Raw genomic sequence first — 17,868 nt, 5'->3', positions numbered from 1 at the left:
CACCTCGGACGCCGGGGGATCGCAGCGCCTGCGGTCCCCCGGCATCCGCCGTCGCGGGAGGTCGCGCGCAGTGCAGTGGTTCCTCCAAGCCACCACCACGGGGCACAAGTTCGCCCTGATGGCGGTCGCCATCGTCCTGTTCGTCGTGGTGATGGGCGGCATCCTCTTCGCCGTCGACCGCCCCAAGCGCGTGCCCACCTGGGTCGTCGTCGCCGGTTTCCTCGGCCCCACGCTGATCATGCTCCTGGTCGGCCTGGTGTACCCGGCCGTGGAGACGATCCGCGCGTCCTTCTACAACCAGAACGGCTCGGAGTTCGTCGGGTTCGACAACTACGCCACCGTCTTCACCGAGGACAACTTCCAGACGGTGCTGCGCAACACCGTGCTCTGGGTCGTGCTGGTCCCCCTGGTGACCACCGGCCTGGGCCTCGTCTACGCCTATCTGGTCGACCGGACCCGCTTCGAGTCGCTGGCCAAGGCACTGGTGTTCCTGCCCATGGCGATCTCCATGGTCGGCGCCGGCGTGATCTGGAAGTTCATGTACGAGTTCCGCCCCGACCAGCCGGGGGTGAACCAGATCGGTCTGCTCAACCAGCTGCTGTCGCTGGTGGGCATCGGACCGCAGCAGTTCCTGCTCAACCAGCCGTCCAACACCTTCTTCCTGATCGCCGTCATGGTCTGGATCCAGGCAGGCTTCGCGATGACCGTGCTCTCCGCGGCGATCAAGGCGATCCCCGACGACGTGGTCGAGGCCGCCCGGCTGGACGGGGTGAGCGGGCTGCAGATGTTCCGTCACATCACCGTGCCGAGCATCCGGCCGGCGCTCGTGGTCGTGCTGACCACCGTCGCGATCGTCTCGCTCAAGGCCTTCGACGTGGTGCGCACGATGACCGGCGGCAACTTCGGCACCAGCATCGTCGCCAACGAGTTCTACACGCAGTCGTTCCGCTACTCGAACTTCGGCCTCGGGGCCGCGCTGGCGGTGCTGCTCTTCGTCCTCGTCGTCCCGATCATCGCCTACAACGTCCGCCAGCTGCGGCTGGCCGAGGAGATCCGATGACCACGACCGTGCCGGTGATGGCGCCGGCTCCGCCCGAGGACCGCAAGCTCGGCCGCCCGGGACGGCGCTCGGCCGCCGCGAAGAGGAAGCTGAGCTCCCCGGCGGCCTCGATCATCGCGATCGTGATCGCGGTGCTCTGGACGGTGCCGACCCTCGGGCTGCTGATCACCTCGTTCCGCCCGGAGATCGACATCCGCCGCTCCGGCTGGTGGACGGCGATCATCAATCCGGAGTTCACCCTCGACAACTACAACGAGGTGCTCTACGGCGGCAGCACCAACTTCGCGGAGCTCTTCGTCAACTCCGTCGTCATCACGCTGCCCGCCGTGGTGATCCCGATCAGCCTGGCGCTGCTGGCGTCCTACGCCTTCGCGTGGATCCCGTTCCGCGGCAGTAACATGCTCTTCGTCGCGGTGTTCGCCCTGCAGGTGGTGCCGCTTCAGGTGACGCTCATCCCGCTGCTGCGGCTCTTCGTCGACGCGGACATCGCCGGCTCGTTCTGGACCGTGTGGCTCGCCCACTCGATCTTCGCGCTCCCCCTGGCGATCTTCCTGCTGCACAACTTCATGAAGGAGATCCCGGCGTCGCTCGTCGAGGCGGCCCGGATGGACGGCGCCGGGCACGTGAAGATCTTCTTCCAGGTGCTGCTGCCGCTGCTCACGCCGGCCATCGCCGCGTTCGGCGTCTTCCAGTTCCTGTGGGTGTGGAACGACCTGCTGGTCGGCCTCACCTTCGCCGGCGGCAGCTCGGACGTGGCGCCGCTGACGGTGCGGGTGGCGGAGCTGGCGGGCTCCCGCGGCTCGGACTGGTTCCTGCTCGCGGCGGGCGCGTTCGTCTCGATGATCGTCCCGCTCATCGTGTTCCTCGCCCTGCAGCGCTACTTCGTCCGCGGCCTGCTGGCCGGGAGCGTCAAGGGCTGAGCCCCGCTCCCCCGCTGCACCGAGGGCCCCGGACCGACACCTGGTCCGGGGCCCTCGCCGTGGGGCGAGGGCGACCGCGCGCTGCCGGCCGCGCGCAACCCAGACATGACGAAGGCCCCGGACCGTGGGGTCCGGGGCCTTCGGCCTCCTCCCGGGTCCCGCCCCGAGCGTGCGAGGGGCGGGGAGGAGGGGTCCCTTCTCAGGCGCTGGCGTGCTGGTTCTGCCGGCCCGCACTGGCGGGCTCTGCGGAGCCCCGGCTGTCGAGGTCGCGCAGGTGCGACTCGAGGTAGGACCGCAGCCGGGTGCGGTACTCGCGCTCGAACGTGCGCAGCTCCTCGATCTTGCGCTCCAGGCTGCTGCGCTTCTCCTCGAGGCTGCCCATGACCTCGATGTGCCGGCGCTCGGCGTCCTGGTCGAGCGCGGCGGCCTTGGCGCGGGCCTCCCGCTCGACCGTCTCCGCGCGGGTCCGCGCGTCGCCGATCATGGAGTCGGCGCGATGCTTGGCCTCGGCGACCATCTGCTCGCTCTTGGCGCGCGCGTCGCTCATCAGCCGCTCGCTGTTGGTCTTGGCGCCGCTGAGCATCTGCTCGGCCTGGGTCTTGGCCTCGTTGACGTAGCGGTCAGCGGTCTCGGTGGCCAGCGCGAGCATGCGCGAGGCCCGGGCGCTGTCGTCCTCCCGGGGCTGCTGGACCGGCGGCGGCGCCGGGGCGGCCGGCGGGGCGGGGGCGGGAGCCGGCGGCTCGGGCCGCTCCTCGGCGCGGGCGCCGGCACGGCCCACGCTGGAGCGCAGCTCGTTGTTCTCCTCGATCAGGCGGGCCAGCTCGGCCTCCACGACGTCGAGGAACGCGTCGACCTCGTCCTCGTCGTAGCCCCGCTTGCCGATGGGCGGCTTCTTGAAGACGACGTTGTGCACGTCGGCAGGCGTGAGTGGCATCGCAGGTCACCTCAGGTCGGACGGCGGGAACAGGTACGTGGTGGGACCGGCGGCGGAGCGCCACCGTCCGACGGCACTGACCCGGGGGGTTTCAGCGGTCATGCGAGTGCGAGCGTGACGTTCCGGAGAACCACCACGGCGATCAGCAGCACCATAAACCCGAGGTCCAGTCGGATGGACCCCAGGTTCAGCGGCGGGATCACCTTCCGCACCGCCCGCAACGGCGGGTCGGTGGTGGAGTAGACGATCTCGAGTCCGGCCGCGACGGCGCCCGAGGGCCGCCAGCTGCGCGCCAGCACCATCACCCAGTCGACGACGAAGCGCGCGAAGAGCAGGATGAGGAAGACGAGCAGCACCGACGAGACGATCTGCCAGAAAAGAGACACGGGCCCCGCTCGATCAGGGCACCCCCGGGTGCCGACTCCACTCCACGCCGCTCAGGACTTGTCGGAGAACCCGCCCTCGCGGATCTTCGCCTTGTCCTCAGCGGTGACGGCGACGTCCTGCGGACTGAGCAGGAAGACCTTCGCCGTGACGCGCTCGATACTACCGCGCAGTCCGAAGCTCAGGCCCGCAGCGAAGTCGACGAGCCGCTTGGCGTCGGCGTCGTCCATCTCGGTCAGGTTCATGATGACCGGCATGCCGTCGCGGAAGCGCTCCCCGATGGTGCGCGCCTCGTTGTACGTGCGCGGGTGCAGCGTGACGACCTGGTAGCTCTTGGCCGCGGGTGCGGGCGCCGCCTCCGGCTCGGGCTCAGGGGCCGCCACCGGCTCGCGGACGGCCAGGCCGGCCGCGGCGACGGGGGCGCTGGTGGTGCTCAGCGCGCGGGCGCCGGTCGACCCGGACCCGGCGCCGACCGGCGCGAGGCCGAGCGGGCGGGCCTGGATGCGGCGCACCGAGATGGGCTCGGGGTCGCGGGCCGCGGGGACCTCGGCGGGAGCGGGCTCGTCGTCGGCGTACCCGTCGGCGTAGTCGTCGGCGTAGTCGTCGTCATCGGCGTAGCCGCGATCGGCGTAGCCCTCGCCGTAGCGGTCCTCCTCGTAGCGGCCGTAGCGACGGTCGCGGTCGAGCTCGTCCGACGGGCGGGCGTCGTACCGGCCGTAGCCGCGGGGGTCGTCGTCCTCGACGAGCCCCAGGTAGATCCCCATCCTCCGCATGGTTCCGGCCATCGGACCTCCCCCTCTGCTGGTGTCCTCAGCGTCGCGTCTGCACGGTCGTCGTCACATCGTCCCCGTCCGCCCGGTGCTCGAGCGGCTCGTGTGACTGCTGTGACTCGCGTGGCTGGTGTTCCTCGAACTCACCGCAGGGTAGGGGGCGGGCACCGAACAAGGCGGTTCCGACACGCACGATCGTCGCGCCCGCCGCGACCGCCTCCTCCAGGTCGGCGCTCATGCCCGCGGAGACCTCCACCGCCTGCGGGTGGTCGGCGCGCAGGCGGTCGGCCAGGGCGGCCAGCCGGGCGAACGCGGGGGCCGGTCGCTCGCCCCGGGGAGCCACGGCCATGAGCCCGCGCAGCCGCAGCCCCGGCGCCGACGCGACGAGGTCGGCGAGCGCGGGGACCTCCTCCGGGCGCGCCCCGCCACGCGCGGCGAGCCGGCCCTCGGGCCCGCCGAGGTCCACCTGCACGAGCACGTCCACCGGCCGGCCGGTCTCCTGGCCGACGCGGTCCAGCGTCGCGGCCAGGGCGGCTCGGTCCAGCGAGTGGACGGCCGCCCCGGTCCGGGCCACCGCGGCGGCCTTGTTGCGCTGCAGCTGGCCGACGACGTGCCACCGCAGCTCCACGTCGGCGAGCGCCGCGGCCTTCCCCAGCAGCTCCTGCACGCGGTTCTCGCCGAAGTCCCGCTGGCCGAGCGCGGCCAGCGCGCGCACGTCGTCCGCGGGCCAGGTCTTGCTCACCGCGAGGAGGGAGACGGTCGCGGGGTCGCGCCCGGCGGCCCGGGCGGCGCGGTCGATGCGGGCGCGCACCGCGCGCAGGTTCTCAGCGAGCGAGCTCACGTCCTGGAGTGTCCTCCCAGCGACCGGCCCCCGTGCAGGGGCCCGCCGCGAGCCGGCGAGCGACGGGGGGCACGGGGGTCCTCATGCCAGCCAGACCAGCCCGGCCTGGCGGCCGGTGACGCCGTCGCGCCGGTGGGAGAAGAGGGTGGGGTCCTCGACGGTGCAGCGCGGGTCCTGCACCACCTCCGGGATTCCGGCGCGGCGGAGGACCTCCTCCACCCCGGCCCGGAGATCGAGCCCGGGGGTGCCCGAGCGGGTGCGGACCGCGGCCGCCGGTGCGACCCGCGCGACGTCGGCCTGCATCGCCTCGGGCACCTCGTAGCAGGCACCGCAGACCGCGGGGCCGAGCAGGGCGGTCACGTGCCGGGCACGGGCGCCCAGGCTCGCCATCGCTGACAGCGCCGCGGGCAGCACCCCCTGCCGGACCCCCTCGCGGCCGGCGTGCACGGCCGCGACGACGCCCGTCTCGTGGTCGGCCAGCAGCACGGGCACGCAGTCGGCGGCCAGCACGGCGAGCACCAGCCCCGAGGTGGCGGTGACCAGGGCGTCGGTGGCGGCGACCGGCCGGTCCTGCGGCCCGTCGACGACGGCCACGCCGGTGCCGTGGACCTGGTCCATCCACACCAGGTGGCCCTGCGGCACGCCTAGTTCCCGGGCCGCGCGGGCCCGGTTGGCCGCGACGTCCCCGGGATCGTCACCGACGTGGGACCCCAGGTTGAAGGAGTCGTACGGAGAACGGGAACGGCCGCCCCGCCGGTCGGTGACGACCCTGCGGGGTCGCACCGCCGACGGAGCGGCCGGATTCGTATCCATGTAGGCGAAGCCTACGAGGTGACGCTCTGGAACGGCCCCCCTGCAGGGACCCGACGCGAGCGGAGCGTGCGTCGGGGGGCAGGGGGGTCCTTCAGCCCTTGAGGAACTCCGGGATGTCCAGCTCCTCCTCGAAGTCCTCGCTGGACAGCGGCCGACGGCCGTTCGCGGCCGGCCCCGGGATGGGCGGCAGCGGCGGCACGGTCAGCCCGCCCCCCGCAGCCGGCCGGCCCGCGGAGCCCGACGGCGCCTGCTGGGCGAGCCGCTCACCGGTGGCCGGCGGAGCGGCCGGGGCCGGGGCGGGTGCCGGCGCCGCGGCGGGCGGCGGGGCGCTGGCGACCGGCGGGGCAGCCACCGGCCGACGGGGCGCCGCGAACGGCGAGGCGCCGCCGGTGGACACCGGTGCCTGGACCGCACTGGTCACCGCGGCCCCGTCCGAGCGCGTGTTGGGCCGGCCGCCGTCGAAGCCCGCGGCGATCACGGTGACCCGGACCTCGTCCCCGAGCGCGTCGTCGATGACCGCGCCGAAGATGATGTTGGCGTCCGGGTGCGCGGCATCGGAGACCAGCGAGGCGGCCTCGTTGATCTCGAACAGACCGAGGTCCGACCCGCCCGAGATCGACAGCAGGACGCCGTGGGCGCCCTCCATCGACGCCTCCAGCAGCGGCGAGGCGATCGCCTGTTCCGCCGCCAGCAGGGCGCGGTTGTCACCGCGCGCGCTGCCGATCCCCATGAGCGCCGAGCCCGCGCCGGACATGACCGACTTGACGTCGGCGAAGTCCAGGTTGATCAGGCCGGGCGTGGTGATCAGGTCGGTGATGCCCTGGACACCGGAGAGCAGCACCTGGTCGGCGGTGCGGAAGGCGTCCATGACGCTCACGTTCCGGTCGCCCAGCTGCAGCAGCCGGTCGTTCGGGATGACGATGAGCGTGTCGCACTCGTTGCGCAGCTCCTCGATACCCGACTCGGCCTGCACGGCGCGCCGCTTGCCCTCGAACGCGAAGGGACGGGTCACGACGCCGATCGTCAGCGCACCGAGCTTGCGGGCGATCGAGGCGACGACGGGCGCGCCACCGGTGCCGGTGCCGCCGCCCTCCCCCGCGGTCACGAAGACCATGTCGGCGCCCTTGAGGACCTCCTCGATCTCCTCGCGGTGGTCCTCGGCGGCCTGCCGGCCGACGTCGGGCTGCGCGCCCGCGCCGAGCCCGCGGGTGAGCTCGCGGCCGACGTCGAGCTTGACGTCGGCGTCGCTCATCAGCAGCGCCTGCGCATCGGTGTTGATCGCGATGAACTCGACCCCCTTGAGGCCGACTTCGATCATGCGATTGACCGCGTTCACCCCGCCGCCGCCGATGCCGACGACCTTGATGACCGCTAGATAGTTGTGCGGAGGTGTCATGCGGCGCTCCCCAACTGGACCCTCATCCTCAAGTTCAGCCTTACAGTTATGTCAACTCGGTCGACGGGGATGAAGTTAGGTGTGTGCCGAACGGCGCTACAAGCACCCTCTCCGGGTCGGCGTGTCGGCGGTGCCGAATCGCACCGGACCCTCGGGACTCACTGGTCACATTCTCACCACGCGGTGTGACGACTCGCCCCGGATCCGTCTCATCCCGGGCTGCAGGCCCCACCGGCCGGGGTGAGCAGAAAGATCCGGGGGCCGGAGCGCGTGTCGGGCGTGTCGCACCGACCGGCGTGTCGCCCGGACGGCTCAGCCGAGCCGCTGCGCAGCCACCTGGCGACGGTCCGCCACAGGCGGCCGCACGGTCAGCGCAGGACGACGGCGTCCGGCGCGCTGACGTCGATCAGCTCCGCCGGTGGGAGCTCGCCGTCAGCGATCCGGTCCAGCAGCGCGACGAGCACCTCGCCCTTGGTCGCCGACTCCTCGGCACCGCCCCAGGCCACCACCGTGCCGTCGGTCAGCGCGAGGCTGATCGACTCCGCGTCGGGGGCGGCGACCTCGACGACGTCCTCGCGCAGCCAGCCGGGCAGCGCGCCGATCGCGGCCAGCCCGGCCCGGGTCGCGGCGTCGTCCGGTCCCGGATCGGTCACGACCAGCGGCACCACCCCGCGCGGCGCGGGGCCGGTGAGGCTGTCGAACAGGACCCCGTCCGCGTCGACCAGCGACCGCCGGCCGGGCGGGCCGACGACGGCCACCGGCACCCGCTCGGCGACGGTGACGACGATCCGGTCGGGCCATCCGCGCGCCGCCTGGACGTCGCGGACCTGCGGCAGCCGGGACACGCGGTCCTCGACGGCGCCCAGGTCGACCCGCAGCAGCGGTACGCCGTCGGGCACCCGCGCCACCTCGCGTACCTGGTCGGCCGACAGCGTCGCCGTCCCGTCCACCTGCACCGTGCGGACCGCCAGCACCGGGCCCAGCCACAGCAGCCAGCAGAGCCCGGCCACGACCGTCACCGCCGTCGCGACCTGCAGGGAACGCCGCCGGCGGGTGCTCCGCCGCGACGGACGCCGATCCGGCAGCGGGGTGACCCGGGCGCCGCGGCGGTCGGCAGGCCTGCGGTCGGCCGGCGGGCGGTCGGCCCGGCCACGGCTGCGCCGCGTCCGATCGCGGGTGGTGCTGCCGGTCCTGTTCACCGACCGGTGTCCGCCGTGTCGCCCTCCCCGGCCGTCCCCTCCGCGGCGCGCAGCGCGTCGAGCACCTCGGGCCCCACCATGGAGACGTCCCCGGCGCCCATCGTCATGACCAGGTCCCCGGGACGGGCCCGGGCCGCCAGCGCCGGCCCGGCGGCCGACCAGGACGGTTCGAAGTGCACCTGCTCGGCCGGCAGCGGCACGGCGTCGGCCACCATCGCCCCGGTCACGCCCGGCACCGGGTCCTCCCGGGCGCCGTAGACGTCCATGACCACGACCTCGTCGGCGAGGCCCAGCGCCGCGCCGAAGCCCTCGGCGAACTCCTGGGTCCGGCTGTAGAGGTGCGGCTGGAAGGCCACCACCAGGCGCCCCTCCCCCGCCACCGCCCGGGCGGCGCGGAGCTGCGCGGCGACCTCGGTCGGGTGGTGGGCGTAGTCGTCGTAGACCCGCACGCCCCCGGCGGTCCCCTTGAGCTCGAACCTGCGGTGCACGCCGCCGAACCGGCCCAGCCCCTCGATCAGGCCCTCCGCCGGCAGCCCCAGCTCCAGGCCGGCGAGCAGCGCCGCCGCGCTGTTGCGCGCCATGTGCTCGCCGGGGACCCGGATCCGCACCCGGCCGAGCTCGGTGCCGCCCAGGAGCGCCGTGTACGTGGTGTGCTCGCGGCCGACCGCAAGGTCGACCAGCCGCAGGTCGGCGTCCTCGGCCGTGCCGTAGGTGCGCACCCGCGCCGGGGCGGGCACCGTCCGCAACCGCGCGGCGCCCGGGTCGTCGGCGCAGAGCACCACGAAACCGCCGGGGTCGACCGTCTGCAGGAACTGGTCGAACGCGGTCTCCACGGCCGCCAGGTCGCCGTAGTTGTCCAGGTGGTCGGCCTCGACGTTGGTGACGATCGCGGCGAAGGGCGACAGGAGGAGGAACGAGCGGTCGCTCTCGTCGGCCTCGGCGACGAAGACGTCGCCCTCCCCCGCGTGCGCGTTGCTGCCCGACTCGTTCAGGTTGCCGCCGATCGCGAAGGAGGCGTCGACCCCGCAGGCCTGGGCGGCGACGGTGAGCATCGAGGTGGTCGAGGTCTTCCCGTGCGTGCCGGCGACGGCGACGCTGCGCCGCCCGGCCATCACCGCGGCCAGGGCGACCGCCCGGGGGAGGATGCGCAGGCCCCGCTCCCGGGCGGCGGCGAGCTCGGGGTTGTCCGCCCGGATCGCCGTGGAGACGACGACCGTGTCGGCCTCGCCGACGTGCGCGCCGTCGTGCCCCAGCTCCACCCGCGCACCGAGGGCCCGCAACGCCAGGAGGGTGGGGCTGTCCCGCCGGTCGGAGCCGGAGACCGGGACCCCGCGGGCGAGCAGGATCCGGGCGATCCCGCTCATGCCGGCCCCCCCGATGCCGATGAAGTGCACGGCCCCCAGCTCGGGGAGGGACGGGACCGGCCCGGTCCAGGCCGCGACGGAGTGGGCAGTCATGCGCTTGCCACCTCGCAGACGATGTCGGCCAGCCGCTCGTCGGCGTCGGGCACGCCGGCCGCGGCGGCGTGCCGGGCGAGCCCGGCCAGGGCGGTCGGGTCGGTGAGCAGCGGCAGCAGGGTGCCGGTGATCCACCCGGGGCCGAGGTCGGCGTCCTCCACCAGGAGCCCGCCGCCGGCCTCGATCACCGGCAGCGCGTTGCGCCGCTGCTCGCCGTTGCCGATGGGCAGCGGGACGAACGCCGCGGGCAGCCCGACGGCCGAGAGTTCGGCCACGGTGACCGCGCCGGAGCGGCACAGCGCCAGGTCGGCGGCGGCGTAGGCGAGGTCCATGCGCTCCAGGTAGTCGACGACGACGTACGGCGCCTGCCCCACAGCGCGGGCGGGGACGGTGACGTCGGTGTTCTTGGGCCCGCGGGCGTGCAGTACCTGCACCCCTGCGCCGGTCAGCGCGTCGGCCGCGGCGACCGCGGCGCGGTTGAGCGACGCGGCGCCCTGCGAGCCGCCGAACACCAGCAGGGTCGGCCGGTCGGGGTCCAAACCGAACTCCGCCCGCGCCTCCGCCCGGAGGGCGGCCCGGTCGAGCGAGGAGATGGCCCGGCGCAGGGGCATGCCGACGTGCTCGCCCCGGTGCAGCGGCGTGCCGGGCACCGTGACCGCCACGCGGGCGGCGATGCGGGCTCCGACGCGGTTGGCCAGCCCCGGCAGGGCGTTCTGCTCGTGCACGACCACCGGCACCTTGCCCCGGCGGGCGGCCAGGTAGGCCGGGAGGGCCACGTAGCCGCCGAAGCCCACCACCACGTCGGCGGCCAGCTCGTCGAGCAGCGCACGGGTCTGCGACACCGACCGGACCACCCGGCCCGGCACGCGCAGCAGGTCGGGCGTGGGCTTGCGCGGCAGCGGCACGGGCGGGATGAGGCGCAGGTCGTAACCGCGGGCGGGCACCAGCCGGGTCTCCATCCCGCGCGCCGTGCCGAGGCAGGTGAGGCGCAGGCCGCCGTCCCGCCGCCGGAGCGCGTCGGCGAGGGCCAGCATCGGCTCGATGTGCCCGCCGGTGCCGCCCCCCGCCAGGACGACCGACCGGACCGCGGTCATCGGTCGCTTCCCGGGCGGCCGCCGCGCGGCGCGACCGGTCGCTGCCGCGGGGCGGCGGCGCGCACGGGCTCCCGCGCCGCTGCCGGGGTGCGCACCGCGGCACGCGGGCGCCCCGCCGCACCGGGACGCCCGGCCGGCGCCGGCGACCGCCGGGGCTCGGCCCCGCGCGCGTGCAGGAGCGTGCGGGCGCCGCCCACCACCGGCCGCTCGGGGAGGTCGCCCGCGGCGGAGCGCCGCGGGCGCACCTGGTCCACGGCCACGGTCGGGGCGGGCGCGAGCAGGCGGGCCAGGCGGCCGCGCTCGGCGGTCCGCAGGGCCTCGATGGCGGCCGGCTCGGACCGGGCGAACCGGGCGAGCAGGCCGACGAGGAAGAGCGTCAGGATCAACGAGGTGCCGCCCGCCGAGATCAGCGGGAGCGTCACCCCGGTCACCGGCAGGAGTCCGACCACGTACCCCATGTTCATGGTCGCCTGCCCGATGAGCCACACGGTGATCGCGACGCAGGCCAGCTGGACGAACCGGTCGGCCGAGCGCCGGGCGATGCGGAAACCGGCGTAGGCCAGGACCCCGTAGAGCGTCACGACCACCAGGCACCCGAGGAAGCCCAGCTCCTCGCCGATGATCGCGAAGATGTAGTCGGACTCGGCCTCCGGGAGGATGTTCCACTTCATCGCGCTGTTGCCCAGGCCGACGCCCCAGAGGCCGCCGGTCGCCAGCGCGTACATGCCGCGGATCGCCTGGAAGCCGGTGTGGTCGGGATCGGCGAACGGGTCGAGGAACGCGGTGATGCGGGCCATGCGGTACGGCGCCGCCTTCACCATGACCACGATCGCCACGAGCGCGACGCCGGCGAAGGCGGCGAACCAGCGCATCGGCATCCCGCCGGCCCACAGCAGGCCGACGAGCACCAGGCCCAGGCTCACCACCCCGCCGAAGTCGGGCTCGAGGATGAGCAGGAAGGCCAGCAGGGCGAACACCGGGAGCACCGGGACGAGGAGCGACTTCGTCGTCAGGTAGCGCTCGCGGAGCGCGATCACGTGCGCGCCCCACAGCGCGAAGACCAGCTTGCCCGCCTCCGACGGCTGGAAGTCGGTGACACCCAGCGGGATCCACTGCCGGGCCCCGTTGCGCTCCAGCCCGATGCCCGGGATCAGCACGAGGACCAGCAGGCCGATCACCACGAGCAGCGCGATGGGTGACCAGCGGCGCACCAGTCCCACGGGCAGCCGCATCGCGACCACCATCGCGCCCAGGCCGATGCACGCCAGCACCAGCTGCTTGACGCCGGGCGCCCACGCCGGCTGGTCCGCCAGCGCCGCCTCGATCGCGGAGGCGGAGAAGACCATGACCAGGCCGATGAGCAGCAGCAGCCCGGCGGCGCCCAGCACGAGGTGGCAGCTGGTCAGCGGACCGTCGAGCCAGGCGGGGCCGGTCCAGCGGCGCGGCGGGGTGCGGGGCGCCGAGGCCCGGGCGCGACCGCGGGCCGGGCGCGGGGTACGCACCGGGCGTTCGGTGGTCGTCATCGCCCGGCCGCCAGCCCGCGCACCGCGTCGGCGAAGGCGCGCCCGCGGTGGCCGTAGTCCCGGAAGACGTCCATGGAGGCGGCGGCCGGGGCCAGCAGCACGGTGTCCCCCGGCTGCGCCAGCCCGTGGGCCGCGGCGACGACGCGGGCCATCGTCGCCTCTGCCGTCACACGAGTCCCAGCCACCCCGTCATCGTCGCCGCTCGGGACCTCGACGACGGGGACCGACGGGGCGTGTCGCGCCAGCGAGGCGGCCACCTGCGCGCGGTCGCGGCCCAGCAGGACCACTCCCGCGAGCCGGGGCGCGACCGCCGCGACGAGCGGGTCGACGTCGGCGCCCTTGAGCAGGCCGCCGGCGACCCAGACCACCCGGGGGTAGGCCGCCAGCGATGCTCCGGCGGCGTGCGGGTTGGTCGCCTTGCTGTCGTCGACGTAGTCGACGCCGTCGACGGTGGCGACCAGCACGTTGCGGTGCGCGCCGCCCCGGAAGCGGGCAAGCCCTCGGGCGACCGCCTCGGCCGGCACCCCGATCGCGCGGGCCAGCGCCGCGGCGGCCAGGGCGTTGACCGTGTTGTGCGGCCCCGGTACCGGTAGGTCCTCGCGCGCGAGCAGGTGCTCCCCCGCCGCGTCGACGGCGAACGCCCGGTCGACCAGCGCGCCGGCGCGCACGCCGAGCTGGCCCGGCGCCGGCTCGCCCAGGGTCACGGTGACCGGGCGGGGATGGGCGGCCACGAGTGCGGCGGCCACCGCGTTGCCGGCGTCGGCGACGGCGACCGGGGCGCGCTCCAGGATGCGGGCCTTCGCGTCGCGGTACGCGGCGAAGGAGCCGTGCCAGTCGGTGTGGTCGTCGGCGACGTTGAGCACGGCGGCGGCGGCGGGTGCGAGCGACGAGGACCAGTGCAGCTGGAAGCTGGAGAGCTCCACGGCGATGACGTCGTAGGCGGGGGCGCCGTCGTCGTCCCGCGCGGTGACCACCTCGACCAGGGGGCGCCCGACGTTGCCGGCCGCCACGGCGCGCCGGCCGGCGGCGGTGAGGATCGCCTCCAGCATGGTGACCGTCGTCGTCTTGCCGTTGGTGCCGGTGACGGCGAGCCACGGCGCCGGTTCCCCGCCCGGGCCGGCGATGCGCAGCCGCCAGGCCAGCTCCGGCTCGCCGATCACCTCGACCCCGCGGGCCGCGGCGTCGACCAGCAGCGGGGCGTCCGGCCGCCAGCCCGGGGAGGTGACGACGAGGTCGACGCCCCCGGGCAGCGCCTCGGTGGCGCCGAGCCACTCCGCGCCGGCGCCGGTCAGCTCGTCGACCACCTCCGGCCGGGCGGCGTCGGCGAGCAGCACCCGGGCGCCGGAGCGCAGCAGCACCCGCGCGGCTGCGGCGCCCGAGACGCCCAGCCCGGCGACGAGGACGGTGCGGCCGGCGACCGCCGGGGCAGCCACGCTCACAGGCCCACGAAGTTCAGCCAGTCGGCGTAGAACAGCCCGAGACCGAACGCGACCGCCATGCCGGTGACCAGCCAGAACCGCACGATCACGGTGTTCTCGGTCCAGCCGGCGAGCTCGAAGTGGTGGTGCAGCGGTGCCATGCGGAAGACCCGCCGCCGGGTGGCCCGGAAGAAGGCCACCTGGATGATCACCGAGAGCGTCACCGCGACGAACAGCCCGCCGAGGACGACGAGGAGCAGCTCGGTGCGGGTGACGATCGCCAGGCCCGAGAGCAGCCCACCGAGGGCGAGGGAGCCGGTGTCTCCCATGAAGATGCGCGCCGGGCTGGTGTTCCACCACAGGAAGCCCAGGCACGCCCCCATGCCCGCCGCGGCCACGAGGGTCACGTCGAGCGGATCCCGGACGGTGTAGCAGCCCTCGATCAGCTCGTTGGCGCAGTCGTGGGTGAACTGCCAGAACGAGATGACGATGTAGGACGCCAGCACCATCGCCGAGGCGCCGGCGGCCAGCCCGTCCAGCCCGTCGGTGAGGTTCACCGCGTTGGAGAACCCGGCGATGAACAGGTAGGCCAGGATCACGAACGCGATCGGCCCGAGGGCCAGCGGCGCGATGTCGCGGACGTAGGAGACGACGGTCGACGCGGGGGTGACGTCGTTCCCGTCCGGGAAGTTGATCGCCAGCACCGCGAAGGTGACGCCGACGACGAGCTGCCCCACCAGCTTGGCCGTCTTGTTCAGCCCCAGGCTGCGCCGGTGCCGGATCTTCAGGTAGTCGTCGAGGAAACCGACGGTGCCCATGCCGACCATGAGGAACAGCAGCAGCAGGCCGGTGGCGCTGAACCCCCAGCCGGACTCGCCGACGAACACCAGGTGGGCGGCGACGTAGCCGACCACGGTGGCACCCACGATGACGGTGCCGCCCATCGTGGGCGTGCCCTTCTTCGACAGGTGGCTCTCGGGGCCGTCGTCGCGGATCTCCTGACCCAGGCCCTGGCGGCGGAAGGCCCGGATGGCCAGCGGCGTCAGGAGGATCGAGATGATCAGGCCGACGGCCGCCGCGATGAGGACGCTCCTCACTGCGCGGCACCGCCCAGCAGATCGGCCGCGAGCAGCTCCAGGCCGTAGGAGCGGCTGGCCTTCACGAGGACGACGTCCCCCGGGCGCAGCACCTCCGTGAGCCACGCGAGGGCAGCGCCCCGGTCCGGCACGTGCACCGACTCCTCCCCTGCGCGCCGCCCTGCGGCGGCCGCGCCTTCCGCTATGCCTACCGCATCGGCGCCGACGGCAACGACCAGGTCGACCCCTGCCGCGGCCGCGTCGCGGCCCAGCCGCTCGTGCTCGGCGGCGGTGTCCGGCCCCAGCTCGGCCATGCCCCCCAGGACGGCGATGCGCCGCTCCCCCGGCAGCCCGGTCAGCGCCGCCAGCGCCGCGCGCATCGACTCGGGGTTGGCGTTGTAGGCGTCGTTGACGACGGTGACGCCGTCGGCCCGCCGGTCGACCTCCATGCGCCATCGGCTGCGGCTCTCCGCTGCCGACAGCGCCGCGGCGACGGCGGCCGGGGCGAGGCCCACGGCCAGCGCGGCGCCGGCCGCCGACAGCGCGTTGGCGACCTGGTGCTCACCGACCACCCGCAGCGCCACCGGGTGGCGCTCGCCCCCGGCGACCAGCGTGAAGCGGGCGCGGGCGTTCTCGTCCAGCCCGACGTCGACGGCGCGGACCGCGGCCTGCGCGGCGCGGCCCGTGGTCAGCACCCGGGCGCGCGTGCGGCCGGCCATGCCGAGCACCCGCGCGTCGTCGGCGTTGAGGACGGCGGTCCCCTCGGGGGCCAGCGCCTCCACGAGCTCCCCCTTGGCCTGCGCGATGCCGTCGGCGCTGCCGAACTCGCCCAGGTGGGCCGAGCCCACGTTGAGGACGATCCCGACCTCGGGCCGGGCCACCCGGCACAGGCGGGCGATGTGCCCCGGCCCGCGCGCGCCCATCTCGAGCACGAGGAACCGGGTCGTGACGTCGGCGGAGAGCACGGTCAGCGGCAGGCCGATGTCGTTGTTGTAGGAGCCCGGCGGGCTCACCGTGGGGCCGGCCGAGGCGAGGACCTGGCCGAGGAGGTCCTTGGTGGAGGTCTTCCCCGACGAGCCGGTGATGGCCAGCGTGCGCACGCCCGCGGCGGTCAGCCGCACGTGGACGCCGGCGGCGAGGCGGCCGAGCGCGTCGACCGGGTCGTCGACGACGACGCACGGGAGGGCCGGATCCGGGCGCGTGGCGAGCGCGGCGACCGCGCCGGCGGCCGCCGCCGCCCCCAGGAAGTCGTGACCGTCGGCCCGCTCCCCCACCACGGCGACGAAGAGGTCGCCCGCGGCGACCGCGCGGGAGTCCAGGGTCACCTTCCCGGTGACTGCGCCGTCGGACGGGACCGACAGCCGTCCTCCGGTCAGCTCCGCCACCTCGGCCAGCGACAGCCGGATCATGCCGGCGTCCCCGAGCCGGCGAGCACCTCGAGCAGCTCCGTGCGGTCGTCGAACGGGTGCACCGTGCCGGCCACCTCCTGGCCCGTCTCGTGCCCCTTGCCGGCGACCAGCAGGGTGTCGCCGGCCTCCGCCAGCCGCACCGCCGTCGCCAGGGCGGCGCGGCGGTCCCCCACCTCGAGCACCTCCGCGCGACGGTCGGCCGGCACCTCCCGAGCCCCGGCGAGCATCGCGGCGCGGATGCCGGCCGGGTCCTCCGACCGCGGGTTGTCGTCGGTGACCACCAGCACGTCGCTGCCCTCGGCGGCCACCCGGCCCATCTCCGGGCGCTTGCCCGGGTCCCGGTCACCACCGCACCCGAGCACGGTGATCAGCCGCCCGGGGGTGGCGCCCCGCAGGGCCGCGAGCGCGGTGCGCACGGCGTCGGGGGTGTGCGCGTAGTCGACGACGGCGACGAAGGGCTGGCCGGCCTCCACCGGCTCCATGCGCCCCGGGACCACGGTCGCGGCGAGCCCGGTGAGCGCGTCCTCGACGGCGACGCCGATGCCGTCCAGCAGGGCCACCGCCAGCACCGCGTTGGCCACGTTGAACCTGCCGGGCAGCCGCAGCCGCGCCGGCCAGCTCCGGCCCCCGGGCCCGTGCAGCGTGAAGGTCGAGCCACCTCCGGGCGCCGTCGCCACGTCCGAGGCGGTCCAGTCGGCCACCGCGCCCTCGCTGCTGGCGACGGTGACCGGCCGCGGGTGGTCGGCCCGGGCCGCCAGCCGGCGGCCGTAGGCGTCGTCGACGTCGACGACCTCCACGTCGGCCCGGCCGTCGAACAGCAGCGCCTTGGCCTGGAAGTAGTCCTCCATGTCGCGGTGGAAGTCCAGGTGGTCCCGGCCCAGGTTGGTGAACCCGGCCGCGGCGAACCGCACACCGCCCACCCGCCCCTGGACCAGCGCGTGGCTGGAGACCTCCATGACGACGGCGGACACCCCGGCGTCGGCCATGCCGGCGAGCAGCGCGTGCAGGGCGGGCGCCTCCGGGGTGGTGCGGACACTCGGGAGGGCGCTGACGGTGCCGTCCGCGGAGCGGGTCCGGGTCTGGACCGTGCCGATCAGGCCGGTGGCCCGCCCGGCGGCGGTCAGCCCCGCCTCGACCAGGTAGCTCGTCGTCGTCTTGCCGTTGGTGCCGGTGATCCCCAGGACGGTGAGCCGGCGGCTGGGCTCCCCGTAGACGCGGTCGGCGACGGCTCCGAGCACCTGCCGCGGGTCGTCGACGACGCAGACCGGCAGGCCGGTCGCCAGCGCGTCGGCCCGGCCGGCCGGGTCCGTGAGCAGCGCCACGGCCCCCCGGGCGGCGGCGTCGGCCGCGTAGCGCACGCCGTGCGTGCGGGCACCGGGAAGGGCGGCGTACAGGAAGCCGGGGCGCACCTCGCCGGACGCCAGCGTGAGCCCGGAGACGGCGACGTCGGCGGCGGAGCCCTCGGGCGCGCCGATCAGGTCGGCCAGCCGGGCGAGGGACAGCGGGCGGTTCCCCGTCGGCCGCGGGGCCGTCCCGGGGTCGGTCGGGGTCACGGGACTCCAATCTACCGGCGG

General features: G+C 74.9%; 16 protein-coding genes. 2 read left to right on the top strand and 14 right to left on the bottom strand.

The window, feature by feature from the left end; all coding sequences use genetic code 11:
• Positions 1-70: 70 nt before the first annotated feature.
• Both ACI8AG_RS12305 and ACI8AG_RS12300 read left to right on the top strand, forming a co-directional pair.
• Positions 71-1,060 carry a carbohydrate ABC transporter permease gene (locus ACI8AG_RS12305; RefSeq protein WP_456597264.1) on the top strand — a complete coding sequence of 330 codons (990 nt, stop codon included), beginning with the start codon at positions 71-73 and terminating at the stop codon, positions 1,058-1,060.
• Entirely contained in the window at positions 1,057-1,980 is a 924-nt protein-coding gene (locus ACI8AG_RS12300) for a carbohydrate ABC transporter permease (protein ID WP_456597263.1), read from the top strand. Before ACI8AG_RS12305 ends, ACI8AG_RS12300 begins: the two co-directional genes overlap by 4 nt.
• 199 nt (positions 1,981-2,179) lie before the next feature.
• On the opposite strand, the gene wag31 is transcribed toward ACI8AG_RS12300, so the two are convergent.
• The 14 genes from wag31 to ACI8AG_RS12230 form a co-directional block, all read right to left on the bottom strand.
• Positions 2,180-2,914, bottom strand: coding sequence for a DivIVA-like cell division protein Wag31 (wag31, locus tag ACI8AG_RS12295; protein ID WP_456589455.1), 735 nt, complete (start codon positions 2,912-2,914; stop codon positions 2,180-2,182).
• A 98-nt stretch (positions 2,915-3,012) separates the two neighbouring features.
• Positions 3,013-3,300 carry a YggT family protein gene (locus ACI8AG_RS12290; protein ID WP_456589456.1) on the bottom strand — a complete coding sequence of 96 codons (288 nt, stop codon included), beginning with the start codon at positions 3,298-3,300 and terminating at the stop codon, positions 3,013-3,015.
• A 51-nt stretch (positions 3,301-3,351) separates the two neighbouring features.
• Complete coding sequence (locus tag ACI8AG_RS12285) at positions 3,352-4,083, bottom strand: cell division protein SepF (RefSeq protein WP_456597262.1); 732 nt, start codon at positions 4,081-4,083, stop codon at positions 3,352-3,354.
• 25 nt (positions 4,084-4,108) lie between these two features.
• A complete protein-coding gene (locus ACI8AG_RS12280) occupies positions 4,109-4,909 on the bottom strand; it encodes a YggS family pyridoxal phosphate-dependent enzyme (RefSeq protein WP_456597261.1) in 801 nt (266 codons plus the stop codon).
• 81 nt (positions 4,910-4,990) lie between these two features.
• Complete coding sequence (gene pgeF, locus ACI8AG_RS12275; RefSeq protein WP_456597260.1) at positions 4,991-5,722, bottom strand: peptidoglycan editing factor PgeF; 732 nt, start codon at positions 5,720-5,722, stop codon at positions 4,991-4,993.
• Between the two features lie 91 nt (positions 5,723-5,813).
• Positions 5,814-7,118 carry a cell division protein FtsZ gene (ftsZ, locus tag ACI8AG_RS12270; protein WP_456597259.1) on the bottom strand — a complete coding sequence of 435 codons (1,305 nt, stop codon included), beginning with the start codon at positions 7,116-7,118 and terminating at the stop codon, positions 5,814-5,816.
• A gap of 368 nt (positions 7,119-7,486) precedes the next feature.
• Entirely contained in the window at positions 7,487-8,137 is a 651-nt protein-coding gene (locus tag ACI8AG_RS12265; RefSeq protein WP_456597258.1) for a cell division protein FtsQ/DivIB, read from the bottom strand.
• Between the two features lie 176 nt (positions 8,138-8,313).
• Complete coding sequence (gene murC / locus ACI8AG_RS12260) at positions 8,314-9,774, bottom strand: UDP-N-acetylmuramate--L-alanine ligase (protein ID WP_456597257.1); 1,461 nt, start codon at positions 9,772-9,774, stop codon at positions 8,314-8,316.
• Positions 9,771-10,868: an undecaprenyldiphospho-muramoylpentapeptide beta-N-acetylglucosaminyltransferase gene (gene murG / locus ACI8AG_RS12255; protein WP_456597256.1), complete on the bottom strand. Its 1,098-nt coding sequence runs from the start codon at positions 10,866-10,868 to the stop codon at positions 9,771-9,773. The genes murC and murG overlap by 4 nt, the downstream gene beginning before the upstream one ends.
• Positions 10,865-12,391: a putative lipid II flippase FtsW gene (gene ftsW, locus ACI8AG_RS12250; protein WP_456597255.1), complete on the bottom strand. Its 1,527-nt coding sequence runs from the start codon at positions 12,389-12,391 to the stop codon at positions 10,865-10,867. The genes murG and ftsW overlap by 4 nt, the downstream gene beginning before the upstream one ends.
• Positions 12,388-13,830, bottom strand: a complete 1,443-nt coding sequence (gene murD, locus ACI8AG_RS12245) for a UDP-N-acetylmuramoyl-L-alanine--D-glutamate ligase (protein WP_456597254.1) — start codon at positions 13,828-13,830, stop codon at positions 12,388-12,390. The genes ftsW and murD overlap by 4 nt, the downstream gene beginning before the upstream one ends.
• The gene (mraY, locus tag ACI8AG_RS12240; protein ID WP_456589466.1) at positions 13,827-14,906 is read right to left on the bottom strand and encodes a phospho-N-acetylmuramoyl-pentapeptide-transferase; all 1,080 of its coding nucleotides are present in this window, start codon (positions 14,904-14,906) and stop codon (positions 13,827-13,829) included. The genes murD and mraY overlap by 4 nt, the downstream gene beginning before the upstream one ends.
• On the bottom strand, positions 14,903-16,294 hold the full coding sequence (locus ACI8AG_RS12235) for a UDP-N-acetylmuramoyl-tripeptide--D-alanyl-D-alanine ligase (protein ID WP_456597253.1): 1,392 nt from the start codon (positions 16,292-16,294) through the stop codon (positions 14,903-14,905). Before ACI8AG_RS12235 ends, mraY begins: the two co-directional genes overlap by 4 nt.
• Complete coding sequence (locus ACI8AG_RS12230; protein WP_456597252.1) at positions 16,291-17,847, bottom strand: UDP-N-acetylmuramoyl-L-alanyl-D-glutamate--2,6-diaminopimelate ligase; 1,557 nt, start codon at positions 17,845-17,847, stop codon at positions 16,291-16,293. Before ACI8AG_RS12230 ends, ACI8AG_RS12235 begins: the two co-directional genes overlap by 4 nt.
• Between the last annotated feature and the right edge of the window lie 21 nt (positions 17,848-17,868).

The organism is Blastococcus sp. SYSU DS0552 (assembly GCF_054050815.1).
Note: the sequence above shows the minus strand (reverse complement) of the source record. Positions and strands in the feature narration are given on the sequence as shown.

Bases quoted from the DNA above. Each gene is read 5' to 3' on its own strand.
- wag31 (WP_456589455.1), bottom strand. From the start codon at position 2,914: ATGCCACTCACGCCTGCCGACGTGCACAACGTCGTCTTCAAGAAGCCG.
- pgeF (WP_456597260.1), bottom strand. From the start codon at position 5,722: ATGGATACGAATCCGGCCGCTCCGTCGGCGGTGCGACCCCGCAGGGTC.
- ACI8AG_RS12300 (WP_456597263.1), top strand. From the start codon at position 1,057: ATGACCACGACCGTGCCGGTGATGGCGCCGGCTCCGCCCGAGGACCGC.
- murG (WP_456597256.1), bottom strand. From the start codon at position 10,868: ATGACCGCGGTCCGGTCGGTCGTCCTGGCGGGGGGCGGCACCGGCGGG.
- murC (WP_456597257.1), bottom strand. From the start codon at position 9,774: ATGACTGCCCACTCCGTCGCGGCCTGGACCGGGCCGGTCCCGTCCCTC.
- ftsW (WP_456597255.1), bottom strand. From the start codon at position 12,391: ATGACGACCACCGAACGCCCGGTGCGTACCCCGCGCCCGGCCCGCGGT.
- ftsZ (WP_456597259.1), bottom strand. From the start codon at position 7,118: ATGACACCTCCGCACAACTATCTAGCGGTCATCAAGGTCGTCGGCATC.
- ACI8AG_RS12235 (WP_456597253.1), bottom strand. From the start codon at position 16,294: ATGATCCGGCTGTCGCTGGCCGAGGTGGCGGAGCTGACCGGAGGACGG.
- ACI8AG_RS12285 (WP_456597262.1), bottom strand. From the start codon at position 4,083: ATGGCCGGAACCATGCGGAGGATGGGGATCTACCTGGGGCTCGTCGAG.